Source organism: Streptomyces sp. NPDC014623, from assembly GCF_043088245.1.
GTDB lineage: Bacteria > Actinomycetota > Actinomycetes > Streptomycetales > Streptomycetaceae > Streptomyces.
The window spans coordinates 75,694-94,754 of record NZ_JBIBZU010000017.1; the positions used below are offsets into that span (position 1 = coordinate 75,694).

Annotated in this window: 18 protein-coding genes and 1 pseudogene; 6 read left to right on the top strand and 13 right to left on the bottom strand. The window is 70.8% G+C overall.

Annotated features, from left to right (window positions below; genetic code table 11):
• Nucleotides 1-34 precede the first annotated feature (34 nt).
• The gene (locus ACF1FZ_RS25435; protein ID WP_391775713.1) at nt 35-1,318 is read left to right on the top strand and encodes a trans-sulfuration enzyme family protein; all 1,284 of its coding nucleotides are present in this window, start codon (nt 35-37) and stop codon (nt 1,316-1,318) included.
• Here the strand turns inward: ACF1FZ_RS25435 and ACF1FZ_RS25440 are convergent.
• The 3 genes and pseudogenes from ACF1FZ_RS25440 to ACF1FZ_RS25450 form a co-directional block, all read right to left on the bottom strand.
• A pseudogene (locus ACF1FZ_RS25440) lies at nt 1,278-2,639 on the bottom strand (GNAT family N-acetyltransferase); the annotation flags it as partial. The gene ACF1FZ_RS25435 and the pseudogene ACF1FZ_RS25440 overlap by 41 nt on opposite strands.
• 169 nt (nt 2,640-2,808) lie before the next feature.
• Nucleotides 2,809-4,389, bottom strand: coding sequence for an alkaline phosphatase D family protein (locus tag ACF1FZ_RS25445; protein WP_391775714.1), 1,581 nt, complete (start codon nt 4,387-4,389; stop codon nt 2,809-2,811).
• A gap of 262 nt (nt 4,390-4,651) precedes the next feature.
• On the bottom strand, nt 4,652-5,482 hold the full coding sequence (locus ACF1FZ_RS25450) for an alpha/beta fold hydrolase (RefSeq protein WP_391775715.1): 831 nt from the start codon (nt 5,480-5,482) through the stop codon (nt 4,652-4,654).
• Between the two features lie 145 nt (nt 5,483-5,627).
• Here ACF1FZ_RS25450 and ACF1FZ_RS25455 point away from each other — a divergent pair, with 145 nt between their 5' ends.
• Nucleotides 5,628-6,512 (top strand): RNA polymerase sigma-70 factor, encoded by an 885-nt coding sequence (locus tag ACF1FZ_RS25455; protein WP_391775716.1) that lies wholly within the window; start codon nt 5,628-5,630, stop codon nt 6,510-6,512.
• A 383-nt stretch (nt 6,513-6,895) separates the two neighbouring features.
• Nucleotides 6,896-7,663: a GntR family transcriptional regulator gene (locus tag ACF1FZ_RS25460; protein ID WP_391775717.1), complete on the top strand. Its 768-nt coding sequence runs from the start codon at nt 6,896-6,898 to the stop codon at nt 7,661-7,663.
• A gap of 117 nt (nt 7,664-7,780) precedes the next feature.
• Here the strand turns inward: ACF1FZ_RS25460 and ACF1FZ_RS25465 are convergent, their stop codons facing one another.
• A complete protein-coding gene (locus ACF1FZ_RS25465) occupies nt 7,781-8,938 on the bottom strand; it encodes an ROK family transcriptional regulator (protein ID WP_391775718.1) in 1,158 nt (385 codons plus the stop codon).
• Nucleotides 8,939-8,962: 24 nt separating this feature from the next.
• Between ACF1FZ_RS25465 and ACF1FZ_RS25470 the strand changes: the two genes are divergently transcribed.
• The gene (locus tag ACF1FZ_RS25470) at nt 8,963-9,487 is read left to right on the top strand and encodes a hypothetical protein (RefSeq protein WP_391775719.1); all 525 of its coding nucleotides are present in this window, start codon (nt 8,963-8,965) and stop codon (nt 9,485-9,487) included.
• Nucleotides 9,488-9,760: 273 nt separating this feature from the next.
• Here ACF1FZ_RS25470 and mug read toward each other — a convergent pair whose 3' ends face one another.
• The 7 genes from mug to ACF1FZ_RS25505 all read right to left on the bottom strand — a co-directional run bounded on the left by mug (nt 9,761) and on the right by ACF1FZ_RS25505 (nt 16,799).
• Nucleotides 9,761-10,309, bottom strand: a complete 549-nt coding sequence (gene mug, locus ACF1FZ_RS25475) for a G/U mismatch-specific DNA glycosylase (RefSeq protein WP_391775720.1) — start codon at nt 10,307-10,309, stop codon at nt 9,761-9,763.
• A 17-nt stretch (nt 10,310-10,326) separates the two neighbouring features.
• Nucleotides 10,327-11,769 (bottom strand): adenylosuccinate lyase, encoded by a 1,443-nt coding sequence (gene purB / locus ACF1FZ_RS25480; RefSeq protein WP_391775721.1) that lies wholly within the window; start codon nt 11,767-11,769, stop codon nt 10,327-10,329.
• A gap of 102 nt (nt 11,770-11,871) precedes the next feature.
• Nucleotides 11,872-12,672 (bottom strand): SAM-dependent methyltransferase, encoded by an 801-nt coding sequence (locus ACF1FZ_RS25485; protein ID WP_391775722.1) that lies wholly within the window; start codon nt 12,670-12,672, stop codon nt 11,872-11,874.
• Nucleotides 12,673-12,808: 136 nt separating this feature from the next.
• Nucleotides 12,809-13,645 carry an SGNH/GDSL hydrolase family protein gene (locus ACF1FZ_RS25490; protein WP_391775723.1) on the bottom strand — a complete coding sequence of 279 codons (837 nt, stop codon included), beginning with the start codon at nt 13,643-13,645 and terminating at the stop codon, nt 12,809-12,811.
• Between the two features lie 170 nt (nt 13,646-13,815).
• A complete protein-coding gene (locus tag ACF1FZ_RS25495) occupies nt 13,816-14,835 on the bottom strand; it encodes a hemolysin family protein (RefSeq protein ID WP_391775724.1) in 1,020 nt (339 codons plus the stop codon).
• Nucleotides 14,832-16,169: a hemolysin family protein gene (locus ACF1FZ_RS25500; RefSeq protein WP_391775725.1), complete on the bottom strand. Its 1,338-nt coding sequence runs from the start codon at nt 16,167-16,169 to the stop codon at nt 14,832-14,834. The genes ACF1FZ_RS25495 and ACF1FZ_RS25500 overlap by 4 nt, the downstream gene beginning before the upstream one ends.
• Before the next feature lie 210 nt (nt 16,170-16,379).
• Nucleotides 16,380-16,799 carry a GNAT family N-acetyltransferase gene (locus ACF1FZ_RS25505; protein WP_391775726.1) on the bottom strand — a complete coding sequence of 140 codons (420 nt, stop codon included), beginning with the start codon at nt 16,797-16,799 and terminating at the stop codon, nt 16,380-16,382.
• 188 nt (nt 16,800-16,987) lie between these two features.
• Here ACF1FZ_RS25505 and ACF1FZ_RS25510 point away from each other — a divergent pair, with 188 nt between their 5' ends.
• Nucleotides 16,988-17,215, top strand: coding sequence for an antitoxin (locus ACF1FZ_RS25510; protein WP_391775727.1), 228 nt, complete (start codon nt 16,988-16,990; stop codon nt 17,213-17,215).
• Nucleotides 17,212-17,583, top strand: a complete 372-nt coding sequence (locus tag ACF1FZ_RS25515) for a fic family toxin-antitoxin system, toxin component (protein ID WP_391775728.1) — start codon at nt 17,212-17,214, stop codon at nt 17,581-17,583. The genes ACF1FZ_RS25510 and ACF1FZ_RS25515 overlap by 4 nt, the downstream gene beginning before the upstream one ends.
• A 10-nt stretch (nt 17,584-17,593) precedes the next feature.
• Here ACF1FZ_RS25515 and ACF1FZ_RS25520 read toward each other — a convergent pair whose 3' ends face one another.
• The gene (locus tag ACF1FZ_RS25520) at nt 17,594-18,289 is read right to left on the bottom strand and encodes a class I SAM-dependent methyltransferase (RefSeq protein ID WP_391775729.1); all 696 of its coding nucleotides are present in this window, start codon (nt 18,287-18,289) and stop codon (nt 17,594-17,596) included.
• Nucleotides 18,290-18,371: 82 nt separating this feature from the next.
• A complete protein-coding gene (bioD, locus tag ACF1FZ_RS25525) occupies nt 18,372-19,061 on the bottom strand; it encodes a dethiobiotin synthase (RefSeq protein WP_391775730.1) in 690 nt (229 codons plus the stop codon).

Sequence of the window (19,061 nt, forward strand, 5' to 3'; positions counted from 1 at the left end):
GCCCCCTCAGGCGGTCGTTGTTCAGTCTGGTGTCATGGACACCGAAGCCTCCTCGCTGACACCCCAGCCCTCCTTCCGGTCCAGGGCGCTCGCCACCGAAGCCGTGCACGCAGGACGCGACGACCTCGCCTCCCAAGGCCTGCACGCCGCGCCGATCGACCTGTCCACCACCTACCCCTCGTACGACTCCCGGGGCGAAGCCGCGCGCATCGACGCCTTCGCCGCCACCGGAGCCAGGCCCGACGGCCCGCCCGTGTACGCGCGGCTGGACAACCCCACCACTGCCCGCTTCGAAACGGCACTGGCACGGCTGGAAGGCGCCGGGAGCGCGGTCGCCTTCGCCAGCGGGATGGCGGCGCTCACCGCCGTCCTGCTGGCCCGTGCGAGTCTGGGGCTGCGCCATGTGGTCGCGGTGCGTCCGCTCTACGGCTGCAGCGACCACCTCCTGGGCGCCGGGCTGCTGGGCACCGAGGTGACCTGGACGGATCCGGCGGGCATCGCGGAGGCGATCCGGCCGGACACCGGCCTCGTGATGGTCGAGACGCCCGCCAACCCGACACTCGCCGAGATCGACATCAGGGCCGTGGCGCACTCCTGCGGTTCCGTGCCGCTCCTCGTCGACAACACCTTCGCCACGCCCGTACTCCAGCGCCCGCTCGAGCACGGCGCCCGGATCGTGCTGCACAGCGCCACCAAATACCTGGGCGGGCACGGCGATGTGATGGGCGGCGTCGTCGCCTGCGACGAGGAGTTCGCCGCCGTCCTGCGGCAGGTGCGGTTCGCCACCGGGGGAGTGCTGCATCCGATGGCCGGCTACCTGCTGCTGCGCGGACTGTCCACGCTGCCGGTACGGGTCCGTGCCGCTTCGGCCGCAGCGGCGGAACTGGCCCGCAGGCTCTCGGCCGACCCCCGCGTCGCGCGCGTGCACTACCCGGAGGCGGGCGGGGCGATGGTGTCCTTCGAGGTGTTCGGGGACCCCCACGAAATCATCGCGGCGGTCCGGCTGATCACGCCTGCCGTGAGCCTCGGCAGCGTGGACACGCTCATCCAGCATCCGGCCTCCATCAGCCACCGCATCGTGGGCGAGGGAGACCGGAGGGCCGCGGGTGTGGGTGACCGTCTGCTGCGCATGTCGGTCGGTCTCGAGGACGTCGAGGACCTCTGGGCGGATCTGTGTCAGGCGCTCAGTGGCGGAAGTGCTGTTGCGCCTGCCCGGTCCGGGACTGCGGTCGGGACGTCGACGCCCCTGGGCGGGCCACCGGTTCCGTCATCAGCTGTTCGGACGGCTGGGCAGGAGCCGCGGCCAGCCGGGCGGTGATGACCAGGGTGCCCTCCTCGATCTGGTAGTCGAGGGGCAGCGAGAGCCCTCGCATGGCGGCCACCATCCCCGTGTTGTGGGCCTGTGTCACCGCGTACACGCTCTCGCAGCCCGCCTCGACGGCCAGGGCCACCAGCCGGCCGAGGAGCTCGGACCCGACGCCCCGGCGTTGCCAGTCGTCCTCGACGAGGAGGGCGACCTCGGTCTCGTCCCCGTCCCAGAGCAGATGACCGAGTGCCACCAGCCGGCCGGAGGCGGTCTGCACGGCGAGTGTGCGTCCGAAGCGCGGGCTCAGCAGGTGGTCCAGGTACCGGTCGGCGTCACGGACCGGTCCGTGGTAGCGCAGGCCGAGGGTGTGCTCGGAGCAGCGGCCGTGCATGGCCAGGGCCGCGTCGAGGTCTCCGTGGTCCGCGCGGCGCACCGTGATCTCGTTGCCCTCGGGCAGGGTCAGGACGTCCTCGCTGCGCGGAACGCGCGGGCCGAGCCTCGCGTCGAGCTCGACGAGGGCCCGGGCACGGGCGAACTCGGTCGGGGTGAAGGGGAGATAAGGGCGCTCGACGGTGATGACACCGCCCGACGGATCGCGCAGCCGCATCACTGTGTCGTCCAGGACGCCTTCCACCGGTGTGCTCCCGCCGGCCGGGCGGCCGGCGGCCGGCAGGGCGGGCGACGAGTGGATGGTGCACCGGCCCAGGAGCTGGCGCAGGGCCAGCGGGAGCTCGGCGGCGTCCAGCGCCGTGCGGGTGGCGAGCCCGAGGAGCCTGGTGGGCGTGTCCACCAGGTCGTGGGCGTCCGCCCGCTCGATCCAGGTGGAGGAGCCGCCGGCCGCGGAGACCTCCCGGGTGAGCTGCTGGGCCGGCAGCGAAGCGGGCGCACGCAGCAGGAACTCGTCGACGGTGCCCTCGGCCAGCGGGTGGGTCTGCAGGGTGAGGATGTCGATGCGGTGCCGTGCGAGGGCGATGCAGAGGGAGGCCAGGGTGCCGGGAGCGTCCCGCACGGTCGTCCGCATCCGCCACAGCACCGTGTCGCCCGCCTCGTCGGCGCTGCCGGAGGGGGTCTCCGGACCGGCGCCGGTCCGGAGACCGGTGTCCGGGGGCGGTGCGTGGCTGTGCCGCCGCGCCCACCAGGTGTGGAAGGCGGCCGTGGCGACCAGGGTCACGGCCGAGGCCATGAGCAGATAAGGGCCGCCGGGCTGGTGCCCGATCAGATGGGCGATCGCGTCGGCCACGGCGACCGCCGTGAAGAGCGCGGCCAGTTCGATCAGGTCCCGCCGCCAGTGGTGCGGGCGGCGGGCACTCTTCGCGGATGTCACATCAGTCATGCCCTCACTGTGACCGAACGGTGTTGCCTGATCACGAACGCATTGTGACTGATGGGTTACGTGTGGATCTGGTCGCCTTCAGCATCTTTTCGCGTGCTCGCCGAGCCTGCCTCCGCTCCGGCTCGGAGCAGCCGTCCGGTCCGCTCACCGTGACCCGGTCCGTTCACCGTCACTGCCCGGTGCGGCCCGGTTGCAGCACCTTGCTGAACAGGACCGTGCCGCCCTGCGCCCGGAGCCGCACGGTCAGCTCCCCGCTCCCGCCGTCGATGTCGACCTCGCCGAAGAACTGCGGTGACTCCATGGGGGACACGTTCGCCCGGTCCGGTGCCCGGACGAAGACCCGCTCAGGGCCGAATGTCCCGTCCAGGGCGTTGGCGGGGAAGCCACCCGCTGCCAGCGGGCCCGACACGAACTCCCAGAACGGGGCGAAGTCCTTGAAGGCCGCGCGCTCCGGGGCGTAGTGCTGGGCAGAGGTGTAATGAACGTCGGCAGTCAGCCAGACGGTGCCGGTGATACGCCGGTGCTTGATGTACCGCAGCAACTCGGCGATCTGCAGCTCGCGCCCCAGCGGTACGCCGGGGTCGCCCTGTGCGATCGCCTCGAAGTCCGTGGCTCCGTCCGGGACCACCAGCCCCAGCGGCATGTCTGCGGCGATCACCTTCCACACCGCGCGTGACCGCGACAGCTCGCGCTTGAGCCAGCCCAGTTGCTCGGCGCCCAGGATGCCCGTGGTGTCGTCGGGCCGGCGGCCGGGGGAGTTGGCGTTGCGGAAGGACCGCATGTCCAGTACGAACACATCGAGCAGCGGACCGTGCCGCACGACGCGGTGCATGCGCCGCTCCTCCGGTGATCCCCGCAGCGCCGGTGCCGGGAAGTACTCGCGGAACGCCCGCATCGAACGTGCCGCGAGCAGATCGACGTTCTTCTCGGTGTAGCGGACGTCGTCGAGGATCTGACCCGGGTACCAGTTGTTGCGCACCTCGTGGTCGTCCCACTGGACGACGGACGGAACCTGCGCGTTGAACGCCCGCAGATTCTCGTCGAGCAAGTTGTACCGGAAGTTCCCGCGGTACTCGTCCAGAGTTTCGGCGACCTTGGACTTCTCCGGGGTCGTGATGTTGCGCCAGATCCGCCCGTCGGGGAGCGCGACGCTCGGTTCGAGCACCCCGTCGGCGTATATGTTGTCGCCGCTGCACAGGAAGAAGTCCGGGTCCAGGCGGCGCATTTCGTCGTACACGCGGTAGCCGCCGATGTCGGGGTTGATGCCCCAGCCCTGCCCCGCGATGTCACCGGACCAGAGGAACCGCACCCCTTCACGGCGCCGGGCCGGAGCCGTGCGGAAGGTTCCGTACACCGGCTTTCCGGTACGGCGGGGGTCGTGCGGGTCCACGAGCGTGACGCGGTAGTGCACCTGTTCGCCGGCCGGCAGTCCGTGCAGCGGGGTGGTCCCGGTGAAGTCCGTGCGGGCGCCGATCAGCGGACCGTGCCATGTGCGGGCGCGGCGGAAGGAGTCCGTCGCGGACGTCTCCACCACCATTCGGGCGGGGCGGTCCGAACGAACCCACACCAGGGCGGACGACGCCGTGACGCCACCGGCCTGCACGCCCCACGACGCGGTCGGCCGGCCCGAGAGGGCGAACGCGGGCGCGGCGGTGACCGCTGCGGGCGCAGCGACCGCGGCCGAGGCGATGAGGGAGCCGCGCAGCACGGTGCGGCGGCCCGGGGCCGGGACGAGGGGACGGTTCGACATCGATGCGCCTCCGTGGGCGGGGAGCGGCTGCCGGAGCAGCGGGTTCGTACGGGCCGGGTGCAGACCCATACCTAGTCCCCGGCAGAGGCGGGCACGCCAACCGCAGATGAACAACCGGCCGGCCCGCCCTCGGGCCTCGGCCACCGGAAGAGACCGGGCCGGCGGTCCCTTCCGGAGCACCTCGGCCCGGGAGCGGGGCGGACGCGCCCGTCAGCGGCTGGTATCAGCGGTCCATGCCGACGGCTGACGCCGGCGGTCCGTGTCAGCGGCTCGTGTCGAGGATGACCCGCGCCACGGCGGCAGGGTCGTCGTTCATCGGGACGTGGCCGCAATCCGGAAGGCGGACGAGCCGCGCGCCCGGGATCACGTGCTTGGCCCTGACGCCCTGCCGGCGCAGGAGCAGACGGTCCTTGCCGCCCCAGGCGATGCTGACCGGGACGTCCGGTACATCGTCGGTGAACGCGACGGTCAGACCCGCCTCGAGAGTCTGACGGAAACCGGTGGCTTCGCGCAGGGCGACGGTCTCCGCCACGACCGCACCGGGTGACCGGCGGCCGGGGCGCGCGTAGATGGTGCTGGTCAGCGCGGTGCGGCCGGCAGAACTGCTCGAAAGCCGCTCGATCATCGGCATCGGCATCGAGAGAGCCGCTCCGCGCATCGCCCGCAGCACCCCGAAGGCGTAGCGGCGCTCACTCCGTGTCCAGAACCCTGCGGGGGACAGCGCCGTCACCGACCGGACCAGCCCCATACGGCCCAGCTCCAGAGCCAGCAGACCCCCCAGAGAGTTTCCGGCGACATGCGGCCGTACCACCCCGAGAGTGTCGAAGAACGAACCGAGCACCGTGGCCATGGTCCGCACGTCGTAGGCGAGACCGTCCGGCAGCGCCCCTGAAGCACCGAATCCGGGGAGGTCGACGGCTATGACCTCGCGCTCGGCTGCCAGGAGGCGCAGGACCGGGTCCCATGCCTGGCGATGATGGCCGATGCCGTGCAGGAGCACCAAAGGCTCACCGGAACCCGTGCGTTCGTACGACACGCTGACGACGCGACGGCCGACGGCGGAGTCGACTGCGAACGAGACCGTGGTGGCCATGCTGCTCCTAGGGACGGGCCTGCCGGGCTGAACGGGAATGACCGAGACACTCCGTCAGCAATGATTACCGTCCGGTAGCTTGCAGTTCAAGGGGCGTGTGCGATTCCCGCTGGACACCCTCCGGCGAGTCGGCTGGGATGGGAAAGTGACTGCCGAGACCGTGACCGATCCCTTCGAGGAGTACCGGCCCTTCCTCACCGGGGTCGCCTACCGCATGCTCGGCCGCGTCGCCGACGCCGAGGACGTGGTGCAGGAGGCGTGGCTGCGCTGGTCTTCGGCCGGGCGGGAAGACGTGCGGGAGCCGCGGGCCTTTCTCGTACGCGTCACCACACGCCTGGCCATCGACCGGCTGCGCCATTTGCGCTCGCGGCGCGAGAGGTACGTGGGGCCCTGGCTGCCCGAACCCGTGGTCACCGAATTCGGTCCGGCCGTCCCCGATTCCGCGGAGCGGGCGGTGCTGTCCGACTCCGTGTCCCTCGCCGTGCTGGTCGTCCTCGAAACCCTCTCCCCGTTGGAGCGTGCGGTCTTCGTCCTGCGCGAGGCCTTCGGCTTCCCGTACGCGGAGATCGGCGCCGTCCTCGGCCGGTCCGAGGCGGCGGTACGCCAGCTCGCAGGCCGTGCGAAGCGGCATGTGGAGGAACGCAAGCCGCGGTACGACGTGGATCCGGCCGCGCGGCGCGATATCACCGAGCGCTTCCTCGCCGCTGCGGCGGGCGGAGATCTGGAGCAGCTGCTCGCCTTGCTGGCTCCCGATGTGCGCCTTGTCGGCGACAGCGGGGGCAAGGTGAAGGCGCCGCGGCGGATCATCGAAACCGCTGACAAGGTCGGCCGCTTCCTCCTCGCCGTGATGAATGACCAGCCTTCCGGCATGGAGGTGAGGATCCTGGAGCTCAACGGGGGTCCCGCTCTGGTGTTCAGCGTGGGCGGTGTGGTGGACACCGTGCTCCAGGCGGAGGTCGGAGATGGAGCCATCCGGTGTGTCTACGTCGTTCGCAACCCGGACAAACTGGCCGGAGTGAGCGCGGGGTAGCGGCGCGATCGGAGTCGCGGCCCTCCGGGCCGTACGCGGCCTCTCGAAGAACCGCTCGGGGCGGTCCGCCGCCGCAGGCCGACGCGTACCCCCGGGCCCCGAACCCTGGACTCCACAGGCCCCACAGACCCCACAGGCCCCACGGCCTCCGCGGTCCCGCGCTTCCCGTAAGCGAGGGTAGCTGTGGCGCTTCGTGGCACCGGGACCCGCTGTCGCGCGAACACTCCGTGAACACTCAATGGCAGCGGTCCGTTTCGATGTGTTACGGAGGAAGGATTGGTCTTGACCAAGGTGATTCGCGGTCCTAAGGTCTGAACGATAGGCAGGAACCTTTAATAAATAACGTCGCGGAAAACAGCCACCGGGCGGATGCGGAGGACAGAGTGGGGACCACGCAGCTGGAATCGGTGCAGGAGCCGAAGTACTGGCACCTCAGGACCGTGCTCAGTGAGGCGCTCGACTCGGACTTCGCGGTGGGAGAGGTGCTGCCCAACGAGCGGGATCTCGCTGCGCGTTTCGGTGTCGCCAGGGCGACGCTCCGCCAGGCACTGGAGCAGCTCGAACTCGAAGGAAGGCTGCAGCGGCGACGTGGCGTCGGCACGACCGTCGCCCCGCCCCGCGTGGGAGTGGCCGTCGCCCCCGCACAGCACGGCTGGGCGGGGGAGGGCGCCGACGAGGCGTGGCAGCCCCTCGAGTGCACCATGGCGACCGCGCCTTCCGCAGTCGCCGTACTGCTCGGTACGCCCGCCGGGGAGCTCGTACACGTGGTGCGCCGCATCCGTCTCGCCCACGGACAGGCCGTGGCCGCGGAGTTCCTGTACATCCCGACGGGGTCCGTGCCCGAACTCTCCGCCATCGAAGCGCCGTCCGGGCCGGTGCGGGCCCGAAGCGTCCTGAGGGAGCTGCACCGCCTCGGCCTCGAGGGCCAGGACCGTTCGGTCGAACTCGGGTCGGCCCGCGCGGACGACGCGAAAGAGCTCGACCGGCTTCCGGGCGCTCCCGTCCTCGTGGTCACCACTCGGTATCTCGTGGCCGCCGGCACAGCGGCTGTCTCCGTCGCCACGTACCGGGCGGACACCTGCCGGCTCACCTTCGGGGATTCCGGCGCGCTGGAGATCAGTCACGACGAGCAGGAGCGCAAAGCCTCCTGACGCCAGTGGGAGGCCCGTCGGCCGGCCCCCTGGCTTTCCGTCAGTGAAAGTTCCTGGCCCCCGCACGCCGCGGCCTGATCGCCGGAGCCGGACCGCCCTCCGTACGGCCCGCCGCTCTCAGCGGCGGGCCGTCACCGTTCCCTCCACCGCGAAGAGCTGTTCCTCGACGTGGTCGAGTGCCAGCCGCAGCGCGCCGGTGGCCACGGCCGCCTCCCCGAGGACCGAGAGGGCCACCCGGGGCGGGCGCAGGCAGTAGCGGGCGAGCTCGTCGCGGAGCGGGTCCAGAACGCCGTCCAGACCGGCGGCCCACCCGCCGATCACCACAAGCTCCGGATCGAGCGCCAGCACCAGTGCGGCGACATCGTGCACCAGCCGTTGTATGAACCGCGCGACAGCGGCCCGGGCGCCGGCGTCACCCTCTCTGGCACTGGCGAAAACGGCGGCGACGGCGCGCTCGTCCAGAGGGTCGAGCGGGGTGTCCGTAGTGGAGAGCAGATGCTCCGGAGTGACGTCGCGCCCCAGCAGATGCAGTGCGCCGATCTCCCCGGCCGCTCCGCCGAATCCGCGGTGCAGCCTCCCGCCGATCAGCGAACCCGCACCCGGGCTCAAACCCGCCAGGACGAAGACGATGTCGTCGGACTCGGTTGCCGCGCCCTTCCAGTGTTCCGCCACCGCTGCGGCGTTCGCGTCGTTCTCCACCAGGACGGGGCACCGGAAGGAACGGCGCAGCCTCTCGCCGAGCGCGAGGCCGGTCCAGTCCGGCAGCGCCGTGCCCAGGCGCACCGTGCCGTCGGCCCCGACGATGCCGGGGCTGCCGACCCCGACCGCACGCAAGTTGCCACGTGCCACCCCGGTGCGCCGCAGCACATCGGCGATCACAGCTCTGACCTGGTCGATCCTGTCGTCCGCACACGCCGTCTCGGAGACGTCACGTGAGCCTGCGCCGACGATCCGGCCGTCCAGGCCGGACAGCAGGGCCGAGACACGGTGCGCGCCGATCTCGACGCCCAGCAGAAATCCGGCCTCGGCACGGAACCTGAACCGCCTTGCGGGGCGGCCCTGGCGCCTGGTTCCGCTTTCGTCGGGCACCGTCTCCACCACCAGGCCCGCTGCGAACAGTCCTTCCACGACACCTTCGACCGTGGGACGCGACAGCCCTGTGATCCGGGTCAGATCCGTGAGCGTGGGCGAATCCGCCCCGCGCAGGGCATGCAGCACCACCGCGGAATTGATCCTCCGCAGCAAAGACGGGTCACCACCGGTCAGCCGGCCCACCGTACGTCCTCCCAGGTCGTGCTCATGTCTGCCGGATGGTACTCGCTGACCCCGGTCGCGGCGATCAGCACCCGGAGAGAGGCGTCCGGAGCCGGGCGCAGCCTTTTCCGGCTCGCCAAGATGGTGAGGCCCGGTGGGCTTGTCCTGGGCACGGGCCTGGTCACCAGCTTCACCACATTTCTGGTGGGACGGCTGTTCATGGGTGAGTACGCGATCCGTCCCGGGGGGCCAGGAGCCCTGCGTGCTGCGTTCGGTGGTGGTGTCCATCTGGCTCTGCCGGCTCTGTTCGCAACAGGTCTGACGGCGGTGTTGCGCAGCGCGATCGCCGTACTCAGCCTGCTCGTCCTCTTCATCTTGACCGTCTCCTTCGCGGTCGGAGGCATCGCGGGAGGCATCGTCCAGTACTTTCCCGACCGGGCGGGGCAGTTGGTGCTCCCCGGGCATCAGGAGGGAAATACCGGTCCGTGGACGGGGCTTGCCGTCACCGCGGGACGGGCGGCTGTCGCACTGGTCGCAGGCAGGTGGGCCCTGTGTGAGCGGGACGTCTGAGCTGCCGCGGTGGGGGAGGCGTGGCTCGGGCGCCCGCAGGTCGTACGGTCGGCTTTCAGCCCTTCGGGGAACAGCACCGGGAAACCCCCTGAGGGAGGCGTGGAGCAGCCCGGCCGGGGCCATGTGTCAGTGCGGGGAGGTCCACTGACGGTACGACCACCGCAGACCGTCTCCGCCTCATCGATGGGATGAGCCCCAAGGCCTCCCTTCTCCGGAGCGCGTCCCGTCAGCAGTTCCGCCGTAGCAGCCCCCGCCGGGACCGGGAGGTGTGGTCTAGCCGGGGGAGGCCCGGCCGACCGCCGCCAGCAGGCGGGCGTACTCGTCAGCCATGGTGCTCACGGTCCAGTGCGCGTTCAGTCCGCTCGGGTTGGGCAGCACCCAGACGCGGGCGCCGCCGATCGTCCGTTCCTGGGGACCGATCTGTGCGCGGCGATCGCCGAAGGCCGTGCGATACGCGGTGATGCCGACGACGGCCAGCCACGACGGGCCCAGGTCCTCCACCTTGGCCGCCAGCACCCTTCCGCCCTCACGGAATTCCTCCGCGCCCAGCTCGTCCGCCCGTGCCGTGGCCCTGGCCACCACATTGGTGATGCCCAGGCCGAGTCCCGGGAGCTGATCCTGTTCCGCGGGTCTCAACTGCCTGGGCGTGAAACCCGACAGATGCAGCACCGGCCAGAACCGATTGCCCGGATGAGCGAAATGGTGCCCCGTAGCGGCAGTCATGAGGCTCGGGTTGATCCCGCAGAACAGCACACGCAGGCCGCCCGCGACCACGTCGGGTACGACGCGGTCACGGGCGGCCAGAAGCTCGTCGGGTGTCATCAGCAGTGGAGCCGGCCTCAGAGGATGGAGCCGGGGGTGTACGCGGCGGCTTCCGGGTGCTGCTTGGTGATCTCCTCGATCCTCGACACCAGCGAAGCGACCTGGTCGCCCGCCGCTCCGGTGAACGAGAGCTTGTCCGCCATCAGGGCATCGAGCTCACCGCGGCTGAGCGGAATCCGCTCGTCCGCGGCCAGCTTGTCCAGCAGCTCGTTGCGCTCCGCGCCCTGCTCCCGCATGGCAAGGGCCGAGGCGACCGCGTGTTCCTTGATGGCCTCGTGCGCGACCTCACGGCCGACTCCGGCCCGCACCGCCCCCATCAGCACCTTGGTCGTGGCGAGGAAGGGCAGGTAGCGGTCCAGCTCACGCGCCACGACCGCGGGGAACGCACCGAACTCGTCGAGGACGGTCAGGAAGGTCTCCAGCAACCCGTCGAATGCGAAGAAGGCGTCCGGCAACGCGACCCGGCGGACCACGGAGCAGGACACATCGCCCTCGTTCCACTGGTCGCCCGCCAGCTCGCCCGTCATGGACGCGTAACCGCGCAGGATCACCATCAGGCCGTTGACGCGCTCGCAGGAGCGGGTGTTCATCTTGTGCGGCATCGCCGACGAGCCGACCTGGCCGGGCTTGAAGCCCTCGGTCACCAGCTCGTGCCCGGCCATGAGCCGGATGGTCCTGGCGACCGACGAAGGCGCGGCGGCCAGCTGAACCAGCGCGGTCACGACGTCGTAGTCGAGGGAGCGGGGGTAGACCTGGCCGACGGAGGTGAAGGCGTGTGCGAAGCCGAGATGCCCGGCGATGCGCTGCTCCAGGTCGGCGAGCTTGCCCGCGTCACCGCCGAGCAGGTCCAGCATGTCCTGCGCCGTGCCGACGGGCCCCTTGATACCACGCAGCGGGTAGCGGCCGAGCAGGTCGTCCAGCCGCCCGTACGCCACCAGCAGTTCGTCCGCGGCGGTGGCGAAGCGCTTGCCGAGGGTCGTCGCCTGTGCGGCGACGTTGTGGGAACGGCCCGCGATGACCAGCTCGCCGTACTCCGCCGCAAGCTTGCCCAGGCGCGCCAGAACCGCCACCGTGCGGTCGCGCATCAGCTCCAGCGAGAGACGGATCTGCAGCTGCTCGACATTCTCGGTGAGGTCCCGGGACGTCATGCCCTTGTGCACCTGCTCGTGGCCGGCGAGAGCGTTGAACTCCTCGATCCGGGCCTTCACGTCGTGCCGGGTGACCTTCTCACGCTCGGCGATCGAGACGAGGTCGACCTGGTCGATCACACGCTCGTAGTCGGCCGGCGCAGCGTCGGGTACCTCGATCCCGAGGTCCTTCTGAGCGCGCAGCACCGCCAGCCACAGCTGGCGTTCCAGCCTTACCTTCTGCTCGGGGGACCAGAGGACGGCCAGCTCCGTAGAGGCATAGCGGCCGGCCAGGACATTGGGGATGCGAGGCTTCGCAGACACAGCAGTCACGTGGCCCGATTCTACTGGCGGTTTCTGCAGGTCCGCGCCGTGGGCCGGTATGTGGCTTCCTACGAAGCCCTTCCCGGCCCTCGTCGTGGGGCCGGCCGGCACTCACCGCTTCGCGGCCACGAATCCCCACTGGTCCACCGCCGGGCCCGTCTCCCGCTCCTCAGGACGCCACAGGCTGATGGAACCGAACCCCGGCGCGACGAGGTCGAGACCGTCCGCGAAGGAACGGATGGTCTCTCCGGGGCGAGAGACGTACGGCATCGCGCCGCCGTCGGCATACTCGTCGGAGGCCGCCAGGGTCTCCTCGGTCTCGATGGTGTCGCACAGCATCAGAAAGCTCCCGGAGGGAAACGCGCCGAGGTAACCGCGCAGCAGAGCGGCTGCCTCGGCCGGGTCGGCGACATGCCCCAGAGTGGAGAGCACCATCAGGGCCACCGGCTGCCGAAGGTCCAGCGTCCTGGCGGCCTCCCGGAGCACGGTGCCGGTATCCCGCAGATCCGCGTGCACGTAGTCGGTGGCACCCTCGGAGCTGCTGGTCAGCAGAGCGCGAGCGTGTGCGAGCACGATCGGGTCGTGATCCACGTAGACGACGCGTGCCGCCGGGGCGACAGCCTGCGCGACCTCATGGGTCGCCTCAGCGGTCGGCAGGCCGGTGCCGAGATCGAGGAACTGCCGGATCCCCGCCTCCCCGGCCAGATAGCGCACCGCCCGGGCCTGGAAGCGACGCGAGGCACGGGCGATGTCGATGATCTGCGGGTAGAGCTTCTCCATCGTCGCGCCCAGCCGCCGGTCCACCTCGTAGTTGTCCTTGCCGCCCAGCCAGTAGTTCCACACCCGTGCCGAGTGGGGCGTGGTGGTGTCGATTCCGCCCGCCGGTATTCCGATGTCCGGTACGCCGTTCATGGGCCCTCCCCGTTCCGGTGCCCAGGGAGCCCCTGCGCGGTGAACGTCCATGCTGTCCCACCAGCCACACACGCAACAGCTACAACTGCGCCAACTCTCGGAATGACGTACGTGGGCACACGCGGCGACAGAGAGGTCAGCCGTCCAGCCGACGCCAGCCTGTCACCGGTCCGGGGGACGCCGCGTCCTCGGGAGTGATCCAGAACGCCCTCCCCAGCCCGGTGTCGAACTGTGCGCCGGCCCGGCCGTCGCCCGACGAACGTCCGGTGAGGCGTCGCCCGATCCAGGGCATCAGGTGCTGCCGGGCGAAGCGGACGTCGTCGATCCGTCGCTGCGCCCAGCGTGCGGGCGCGGACACCGGCATCGGCTTCTGCCAGTCGCTCTCCGCGGGCAGCCCCAGTGTCTGCCAGACCGCCTCCGCGACCCTGCGATGTCCCTCGGCCGTCAGGTGCAGCCGGTCGACGTCCCACATCCGCGGATCGCCGAGCGACGGTGCCCCGTACAGGTCGGCCACCAGCGCACCATGGCGCTCGGCCAGATCATCGACCAGTGAGAACAGCTCTTCCATGCGTGGACGGAAGCGTTCCATGACCGGGCCGTTCCGGCCGGGGCTGCGCATCAGCACCAGCGTCTTGCACGACGGTGCGAGACGCTCCACCGCCTCCTCCAGCCGGCTGCGGACCATCCCCATGTCGCACTTCGGCCGCAGGGTGTCGTTGAGCCCTCCGACGAGTGTGATCACATCCGGCTGCAGGGCGGCGGCGATGGGGACCTGTTCATCCACGATCTGGCCGATGAGCTTTCCCCGGACGGCGAGATTGGCGTACCGGAACCCGGGTGCGCGGACCGCGAGGCGGGCGGCGAGGACATCGGCCCAGCCGCGGTACGAACCGTCGGGCAGCAGGTCCGACATGCCCTCGGTGAACGAGTCGCCGACCGCGACGAGACTGGTGTAGGAGGCATTCAATTCCATGGCGCTGCCGATCGTACCGTGACCGCGGACCGCGGCAGAGGGCTGCGGGTGAGCGGCAGCCGCGTGGAACCGAGGGCGGCGGGAAGACACGCGCACGCCGCCGCCGGAACACGGGGAGGGACGCGACAGCGGCCCCGCCCCTCCCCGCCCCCCGTCACCGGACGCCGGCGTCAGCGGGCCTGGTGCCTCCCCACCAGCTCACGCAGTACGTCCTCCATCGTGATCATGCCCGCCAGCCGGCCGTTCTCGTCGAGTACCGCGGCCAGGTGTGTACGGCTCCGCCGCAGCGCGGTCAGTACGTCGTCCAGCGGTGTCGCCGCACGCACCCGGGCGATCGGCCGCAGAGCCGTCACCGGGAACGGCACATCGCGTGGTGCGGCGTCCAGGGCGTCCTTCACGTGGAGGTACCCGATGATGCGCTGCTCGCTGTCCATCACCGGGAAACGCGAGAAGCCGGACTCGTGGGAGAGCCGTTCCAGCTCCTCCGGGGTCGTGCCGACCCTGGTGTACAGCACCCGGTCGACCGGAAGCAGCACGTCCTGGACCGGGCGGCGGCCCAGTTCCAGGGCGTGGCGCAGACGGTCCGCCGAGCGGTCGTCGACCAGCCCGGAGTCCTCGGCGTCCTTGACGAGGCGTGCCAGTTCGTCGTCGGAGAAGGTCGCGGAGACCTCGTCCTTGGTCTCCACCCGCAACAGCTTGAGCAGGGCGTTCGCGAAGGCGTTGATCGCGAAGATCACCGGCTTCAGAGCCCTGGCGAGAGTCACCAGGGGCGGCCCGAGCAGCAGGGCGGTGCGGGCGGGCTCGGCCAGTGCGATGTTCTTCGGCACCATCTCGCCCAGCAGCATGTGCAGGTACGTCGCCACGGTCAGGGCGATGACGAACGAGATCGGATGCACCAGCCCGTGCGGCACCCCCACCGAGTCGAAGACGGGTTCCAGCAGATGGGCGATGGCGGGTTCGGCGACGACACCCAGCACCAGTGTGCAGAGCGTGATGCCCAGCTGCGCCGCCGCGAGGAGCGCCGACACGTGCTCGAGACCCCAGATGACGCTGCGGGCCCGCCGGTTCCCGGCCTCCGCCTCGGGCTCGATCTGGCTGCGGCGTACGGAGATCAGAGCGAATTCCGCGCCGACGAAGAAGGCGTTGACGACCAGGGTCAGCAAGCCGATGAAGAGCTGGACGGCGATCATCGTTCGTCCTCCGTCGGCTCGTCACTGCCGGGCAGCGGCGCGTGCAGCAGCGCACGTGCGGCGCGATGCCCCGAAGCGTCCACCACGTCGATCCGCCAGCCCCCGAGCTCGACGGTGTCACCGACGGCCGGGATGCGGCCGACCTCTGTGGCGATCAGACCGGCCAGTGTTTCGTACGGCCCGTCCGGCACCCGCAGCCCGATGGTGCGGAGCTGGTCCGTGCGGGCCGCTCCGTCGGCGGACCACAGGGTGCGCCCGTCCGCGTCCTCACCCGCGGCCGCCAGGTCAGGGGTCTCGTGCGGATCGTGCTCGTCGCGCACCTCGCCGACGACTTCCTCCACGATGTCCTCCAGCGTCACGACTCCCGCCGTGCCGCCGTACTCGTCGATCACGACGGCCATGGCCAGCTTTCCGGAGAGCCGGTCCAGCAGGCGGTCGACAGTGAGCGTCTCCGGCACCAGCAGCGGTTCGCGCAGCATGTCCGACACCCGCTTACGGGACCGCTGGTCCGCCGGAACGGCCAGCACGTCCTTGATGTGGGCGACACCGACGACCGTGTCCAGACTGCCCCGGTAGACGGGGAACCGGGACAGACCGGTCGCCCGGGTGGCGTTCGCGACGTCCTCGGCGGTCGCCTGCGCGTCGAGGGCGACGACCTGGACGCGGGGAGTCATCACGTTCTCCGCGGTCAGTTCGGACAGGCTGAGGGTGCGCACGAACAGTTCGGCGGTGTCCGCCTCCAGCGCGCCTTCCTTGGCGGAATGGCGTGCCAGGGCCACCAGCTCCTGCGGACTGCGCGCCGAGGCCAGTTCCTCGGCCGGTTCGAGGCCGAAGCGCCGCACGATCCGGTTGGCGGTGTTGTTGAGGTGGCTGATGAAGGGGCGGAAGACCGCCGTGAACGCGCGCTGCGGCGCGGCGACGGTCCGCGCGACGGACAGAGGGGAGGAGATCGCCCAGTTCTTCGGGACGAGTTCACCGATCACCATCAGGACCACGGTGGACAGCGCGGTGCCGATCACAAGGGCCAGTGAGGAGGCCATCCCGGGCGACAGCCCGGCCGCTTCCACCGGACCGCGGATCAGCTCGGCGATGGACGGCTCGGAGAGCATGCCCACGACCAGGTTGGTGACGGTGATGCCGAGCTGTGCGCCGGAGAGCTGGTAGGTGAGGCTGCGTACGGCCTTGAGAGCTCCCGCCGCACCCCGGTCCCCCCGCTCGACGGCCTGTTCGAGCTCACCGCGCTCCACGGTGGTCAGAGAGAACTCGGCCGCCACGAAGGCGCCGCAGGCGAGGCAGAGCAGTACCGCCACGAGGAGCAGGAGCACTTCGGTCATCGGTTCACCTCCGTCCCATGATCGGGCAGGGTCAGGAGGTTCGCGCGATGTCGTCGGTATCGACTACTGGGGGGCTCGCCCATGGGCGGACGCTCACACCTTTCACACAGGGTCGGACGATCGGGAATCCATGGTAAAGGGTCGGCAAAACACCTTGTCCGGCACCGGCCCGGCGACCGGTTCGCAGGCCTTCGGCGGTGTCGGTCGTGATCACAGGGACTTGATCCAGCGCCGCCGGTGGTCCTCGCGATGGTAACCAGCCGCACCCCATGTCCGGTGCGCCCGGTCGTTGGACTCCAGGACCATGGCGTCGATCCGCCGCCCACCCGGCGCGAGGAGTCTTCGCTCCGCCGCGTCCATCAGCGCGGTGGCGATGCCCTGCCTGCGGAAGCCGGGGTGCACGGCGAACCGGTATGCGGAGCACCGCCACCCGTCGAAGCCGGCTGTGACGGTCCCGGTGATCCGGCCGTCGCGTTCCGCGAGGAGCAGGGCCGCGGGATCCCGTGAGATGAGCCCTGCCACTCCGTCGCGGTCGTCGGTGATGCCGGTGCCTTCCGCGGCCTCGCGCCGGCACCGGAGCACTGCGTCGACGTCCGACGGAACGGCGTGGCGGACATCAGGACCGGTCACGATCCGGGCCAGTCGGAATGCCCGGGGGAGGGGCGAACGGTTTCCGGTGCTGTGCCCCCGGCGGGCCGGGCCCTGTGTGTGCCCGTGGCCGGACCCACGGGCACACGGCCGCGGTGGGACCCGGGCGCCCCCGGTGCGCCGCCCCGCTCCCCTTGTGGGTGCTAGCGGGCACGCGCTAGCGTGATGGTGTGCCCAAGACCCAGCTGAACGTCCGAGTGGACGAGGCCACCGCCGAGGCGGCGCGGCAGCGCGCCCTGCAACGGGGGATGAGCGTGAACCGTTACATAGAAGAGCTCGTCAAGCAGGATGCGGGCGAGGTGGGGCACACCTTCGTCGAGGCCGCGGCCGACTTCATGAAGCAGTACGAGTCGGTGTTCGCCGAGGAGTCCGGGCCGGAGCGCGAAGGCACCCGTTGAACCTGCGGATCGACCTTTCCTGGCTGCTCATGGTCGCCGAGCACAAGACGCCCGGTGACCCCCAGGTCGTCGACTGGGGCGCGCTCGTCGCCGCCGTCAGCCGGCACGAAGCGGAGATCTTCGGCAGCCCTGTCTACAGCGACCCGTGCTCCCGGGCGGCGGCCATGCTGCAGCTGCTCCTCCACGTGCCCGCCCTCGAACACTCCAACGCGATGTTCGCGTCCGCCGTCGCCTACGGCTACCTCGTCGCTTCAGGCCTGAAGGTCACCACCTCTCCCGAACAGGTGCGTGATCTGGCCAGGCTGGTGAAGGAGGACAAGGCCGACGTCCGGTCCATCGCCGACGAACTGCGCAGGTGGAGCCTGTGACCGGGGTTCCTCAGCCCGTCCCCGCCGATCGGTCCACCGCCGTGGACCGGCGGGCCACGCCGAGGACACACGGGGAGCTGGGCAACCGGACGCCTTGTCCAGGAATCCGGAAACTGCGGTACACCCCCAGCTCGAAGCCTGCCTCCTCGATGGCTGCGACCGTGTTCCTCGCCGTGTGACAGCCCCCGAAGAGCAGGGGCCAGAAGGTGCGGTCGACCGCCCGCTGAGCCGTCGCCAGCGTCCGGTCGGAGGCCAGGGTGTGTTCGAAGAAGCGCAGCTCACCGCCCGGCCTCAGCACCCGCTCGATCTCCGCCAGCGCCCGGGGAAGGTTCCGCACGGTGCACAGGACCAGCGAGGCCACCGCCGCGTCGAACGCCTCGCTCTTGACCGGCAGCGCCTCAGCAGCGCCTGGCACCACATCGACCGGCACCTCCGCGTGCAGCGCCGCACCGGCTGCCAGCTGCCGCAGGCTGCGCTCGGGCTCGATCGCGACCACTTCGGACACGGCCCCCGGGTAGTGCGCGAAGTTGAGGCCGTTACCGGCGCCGATCTCGATGACGCGGCCCGAAAGACCACTGAGAAGCTCGTCGCGATGTGCCGCCACACCTCCTCTCAGCTCGGCGGTCACGCTCATCCGGGCGTAGAAACGGGCGAACAGCGGGTGGTGCACCGCGTCCCGGGGGGCAGATGTGCTGCGCGGACGCATGAGCGGGCCTCCTTCGGAGGGCACGTGGATACGGCTCTCCCTGAATTCTCCCCCGCCCGGCCCGGCCCAGCCGCTCGGCCGCTCATCCGGCAGGGCGATTTCCACCGATCTCCGGAGCCAGCCAACTCGCCGCCCGCGCCCGGAAATCGGCCGGGGGCAACGAGCCCGCCCCGGCCGGCACGACGCCGAGCAGCGGGGCGCCCGCCGCGACCGGAAGGTCGTCGAGGTTGCACCGCGAGGCCAGGTCGGGTTCGGCCGGCATGCTCCCCACCACCACTCCGGGGCACGCAAGTCCCCGCGTCCGCAACGCCTCCGCCGTCAGCGCGGTGGCGTTGAGGGTCCCCAGCCCCGCGGCTGCCACCACCAGCACGGGCGCCTCCAGCAGACGAGCGGCGTCCGCGAGCGTGGCCCCCTGCTCGTCGTAGCGGACGAGGAGCCCGCCCGCGCCCTCGACCAGCACCAGGTCGTGCTCCGTCCCCAGCTTCTGGGCGGCCTCGGCGACCTCATACGGACGTACGGGCGGGAGACCGGATCGGCGAGCGGCTGTCCCGGGCGCCAACGGCTCCGGGAAGCGGGCCAGTTCGACCGCTGTCACATGGGAACCGGCCAGTCGTGCGACTTCGGCGGCATCCCCCGGTTCACCCGGGACGAGACCTGTCTGGGCGGGTTTGAGGACCGCGACGCGGAGGTTCCGGAAGGCGGCCGCCACCGCCGCGGTCACGATCGTCTTGCCGATCTCGGTGCCGGTCCCGCTCACCACGAGGATCGTCAT

Coding starts and splice junctions, on each gene's coding strand:
- ACF1FZ_RS25435 (WP_391775713.1), top strand. CDS start 35: ATGGACACCGAAGCCTCCTCGCTGACACCCCAGCCCTCCTTCCGGTCC.
- ACF1FZ_RS25445 (WP_391775714.1), bottom strand. CDS start 4,389: ATGTCGAACCGTCCCCTCGTCCCGGCCCCGGGCCGCCGCACCGTGCTG.
- ACF1FZ_RS25450 (WP_391775715.1), bottom strand. CDS start 5,482: ATGGCCACCACGGTCTCGTTCGCAGTCGACTCCGCCGTCGGCCGTCGC.
- ACF1FZ_RS25470 (WP_391775719.1), top strand. CDS start 8,963: ATGTCTGCCGGATGGTACTCGCTGACCCCGGTCGCGGCGATCAGCACC.
- mug (WP_391775720.1), bottom strand. CDS start 10,309: ATGACACCCGACGAGCTTCTGGCCGCCCGTGACCGCGTCGTACCCGAC.
- ACF1FZ_RS25485 (WP_391775722.1), bottom strand. CDS start 12,672: ATGAACGGCGTACCGGACATCGGAATACCGGCGGGCGGAATCGACACC.
- ACF1FZ_RS25490 (WP_391775723.1), bottom strand. CDS start 13,645: ATGGAATTGAATGCCTCCTACACCAGTCTCGTCGCGGTCGGCGACTCG.
- ACF1FZ_RS25495 (WP_391775724.1), bottom strand. CDS start 14,835: ATGATCGCCGTCCAGCTCTTCATCGGCTTGCTGACCCTGGTCGTCAAC.
- ACF1FZ_RS25500 (WP_391775725.1), bottom strand. CDS start 16,169: ATGACCGAAGTGCTCCTGCTCCTCGTGGCGGTACTGCTCTGCCTCGCC.
- ACF1FZ_RS25520 (WP_391775729.1), bottom strand. CDS start 18,289: ATGCGTCCGCGCAGCACATCTGCCCCCCGGGACGCGGTGCACCACCCG.
- bioD (WP_391775730.1), bottom strand. CDS start 19,061: ATGACGATCCTCGTGGTGAGCGGGACCGGCACCGAGATCGGCAAGACG.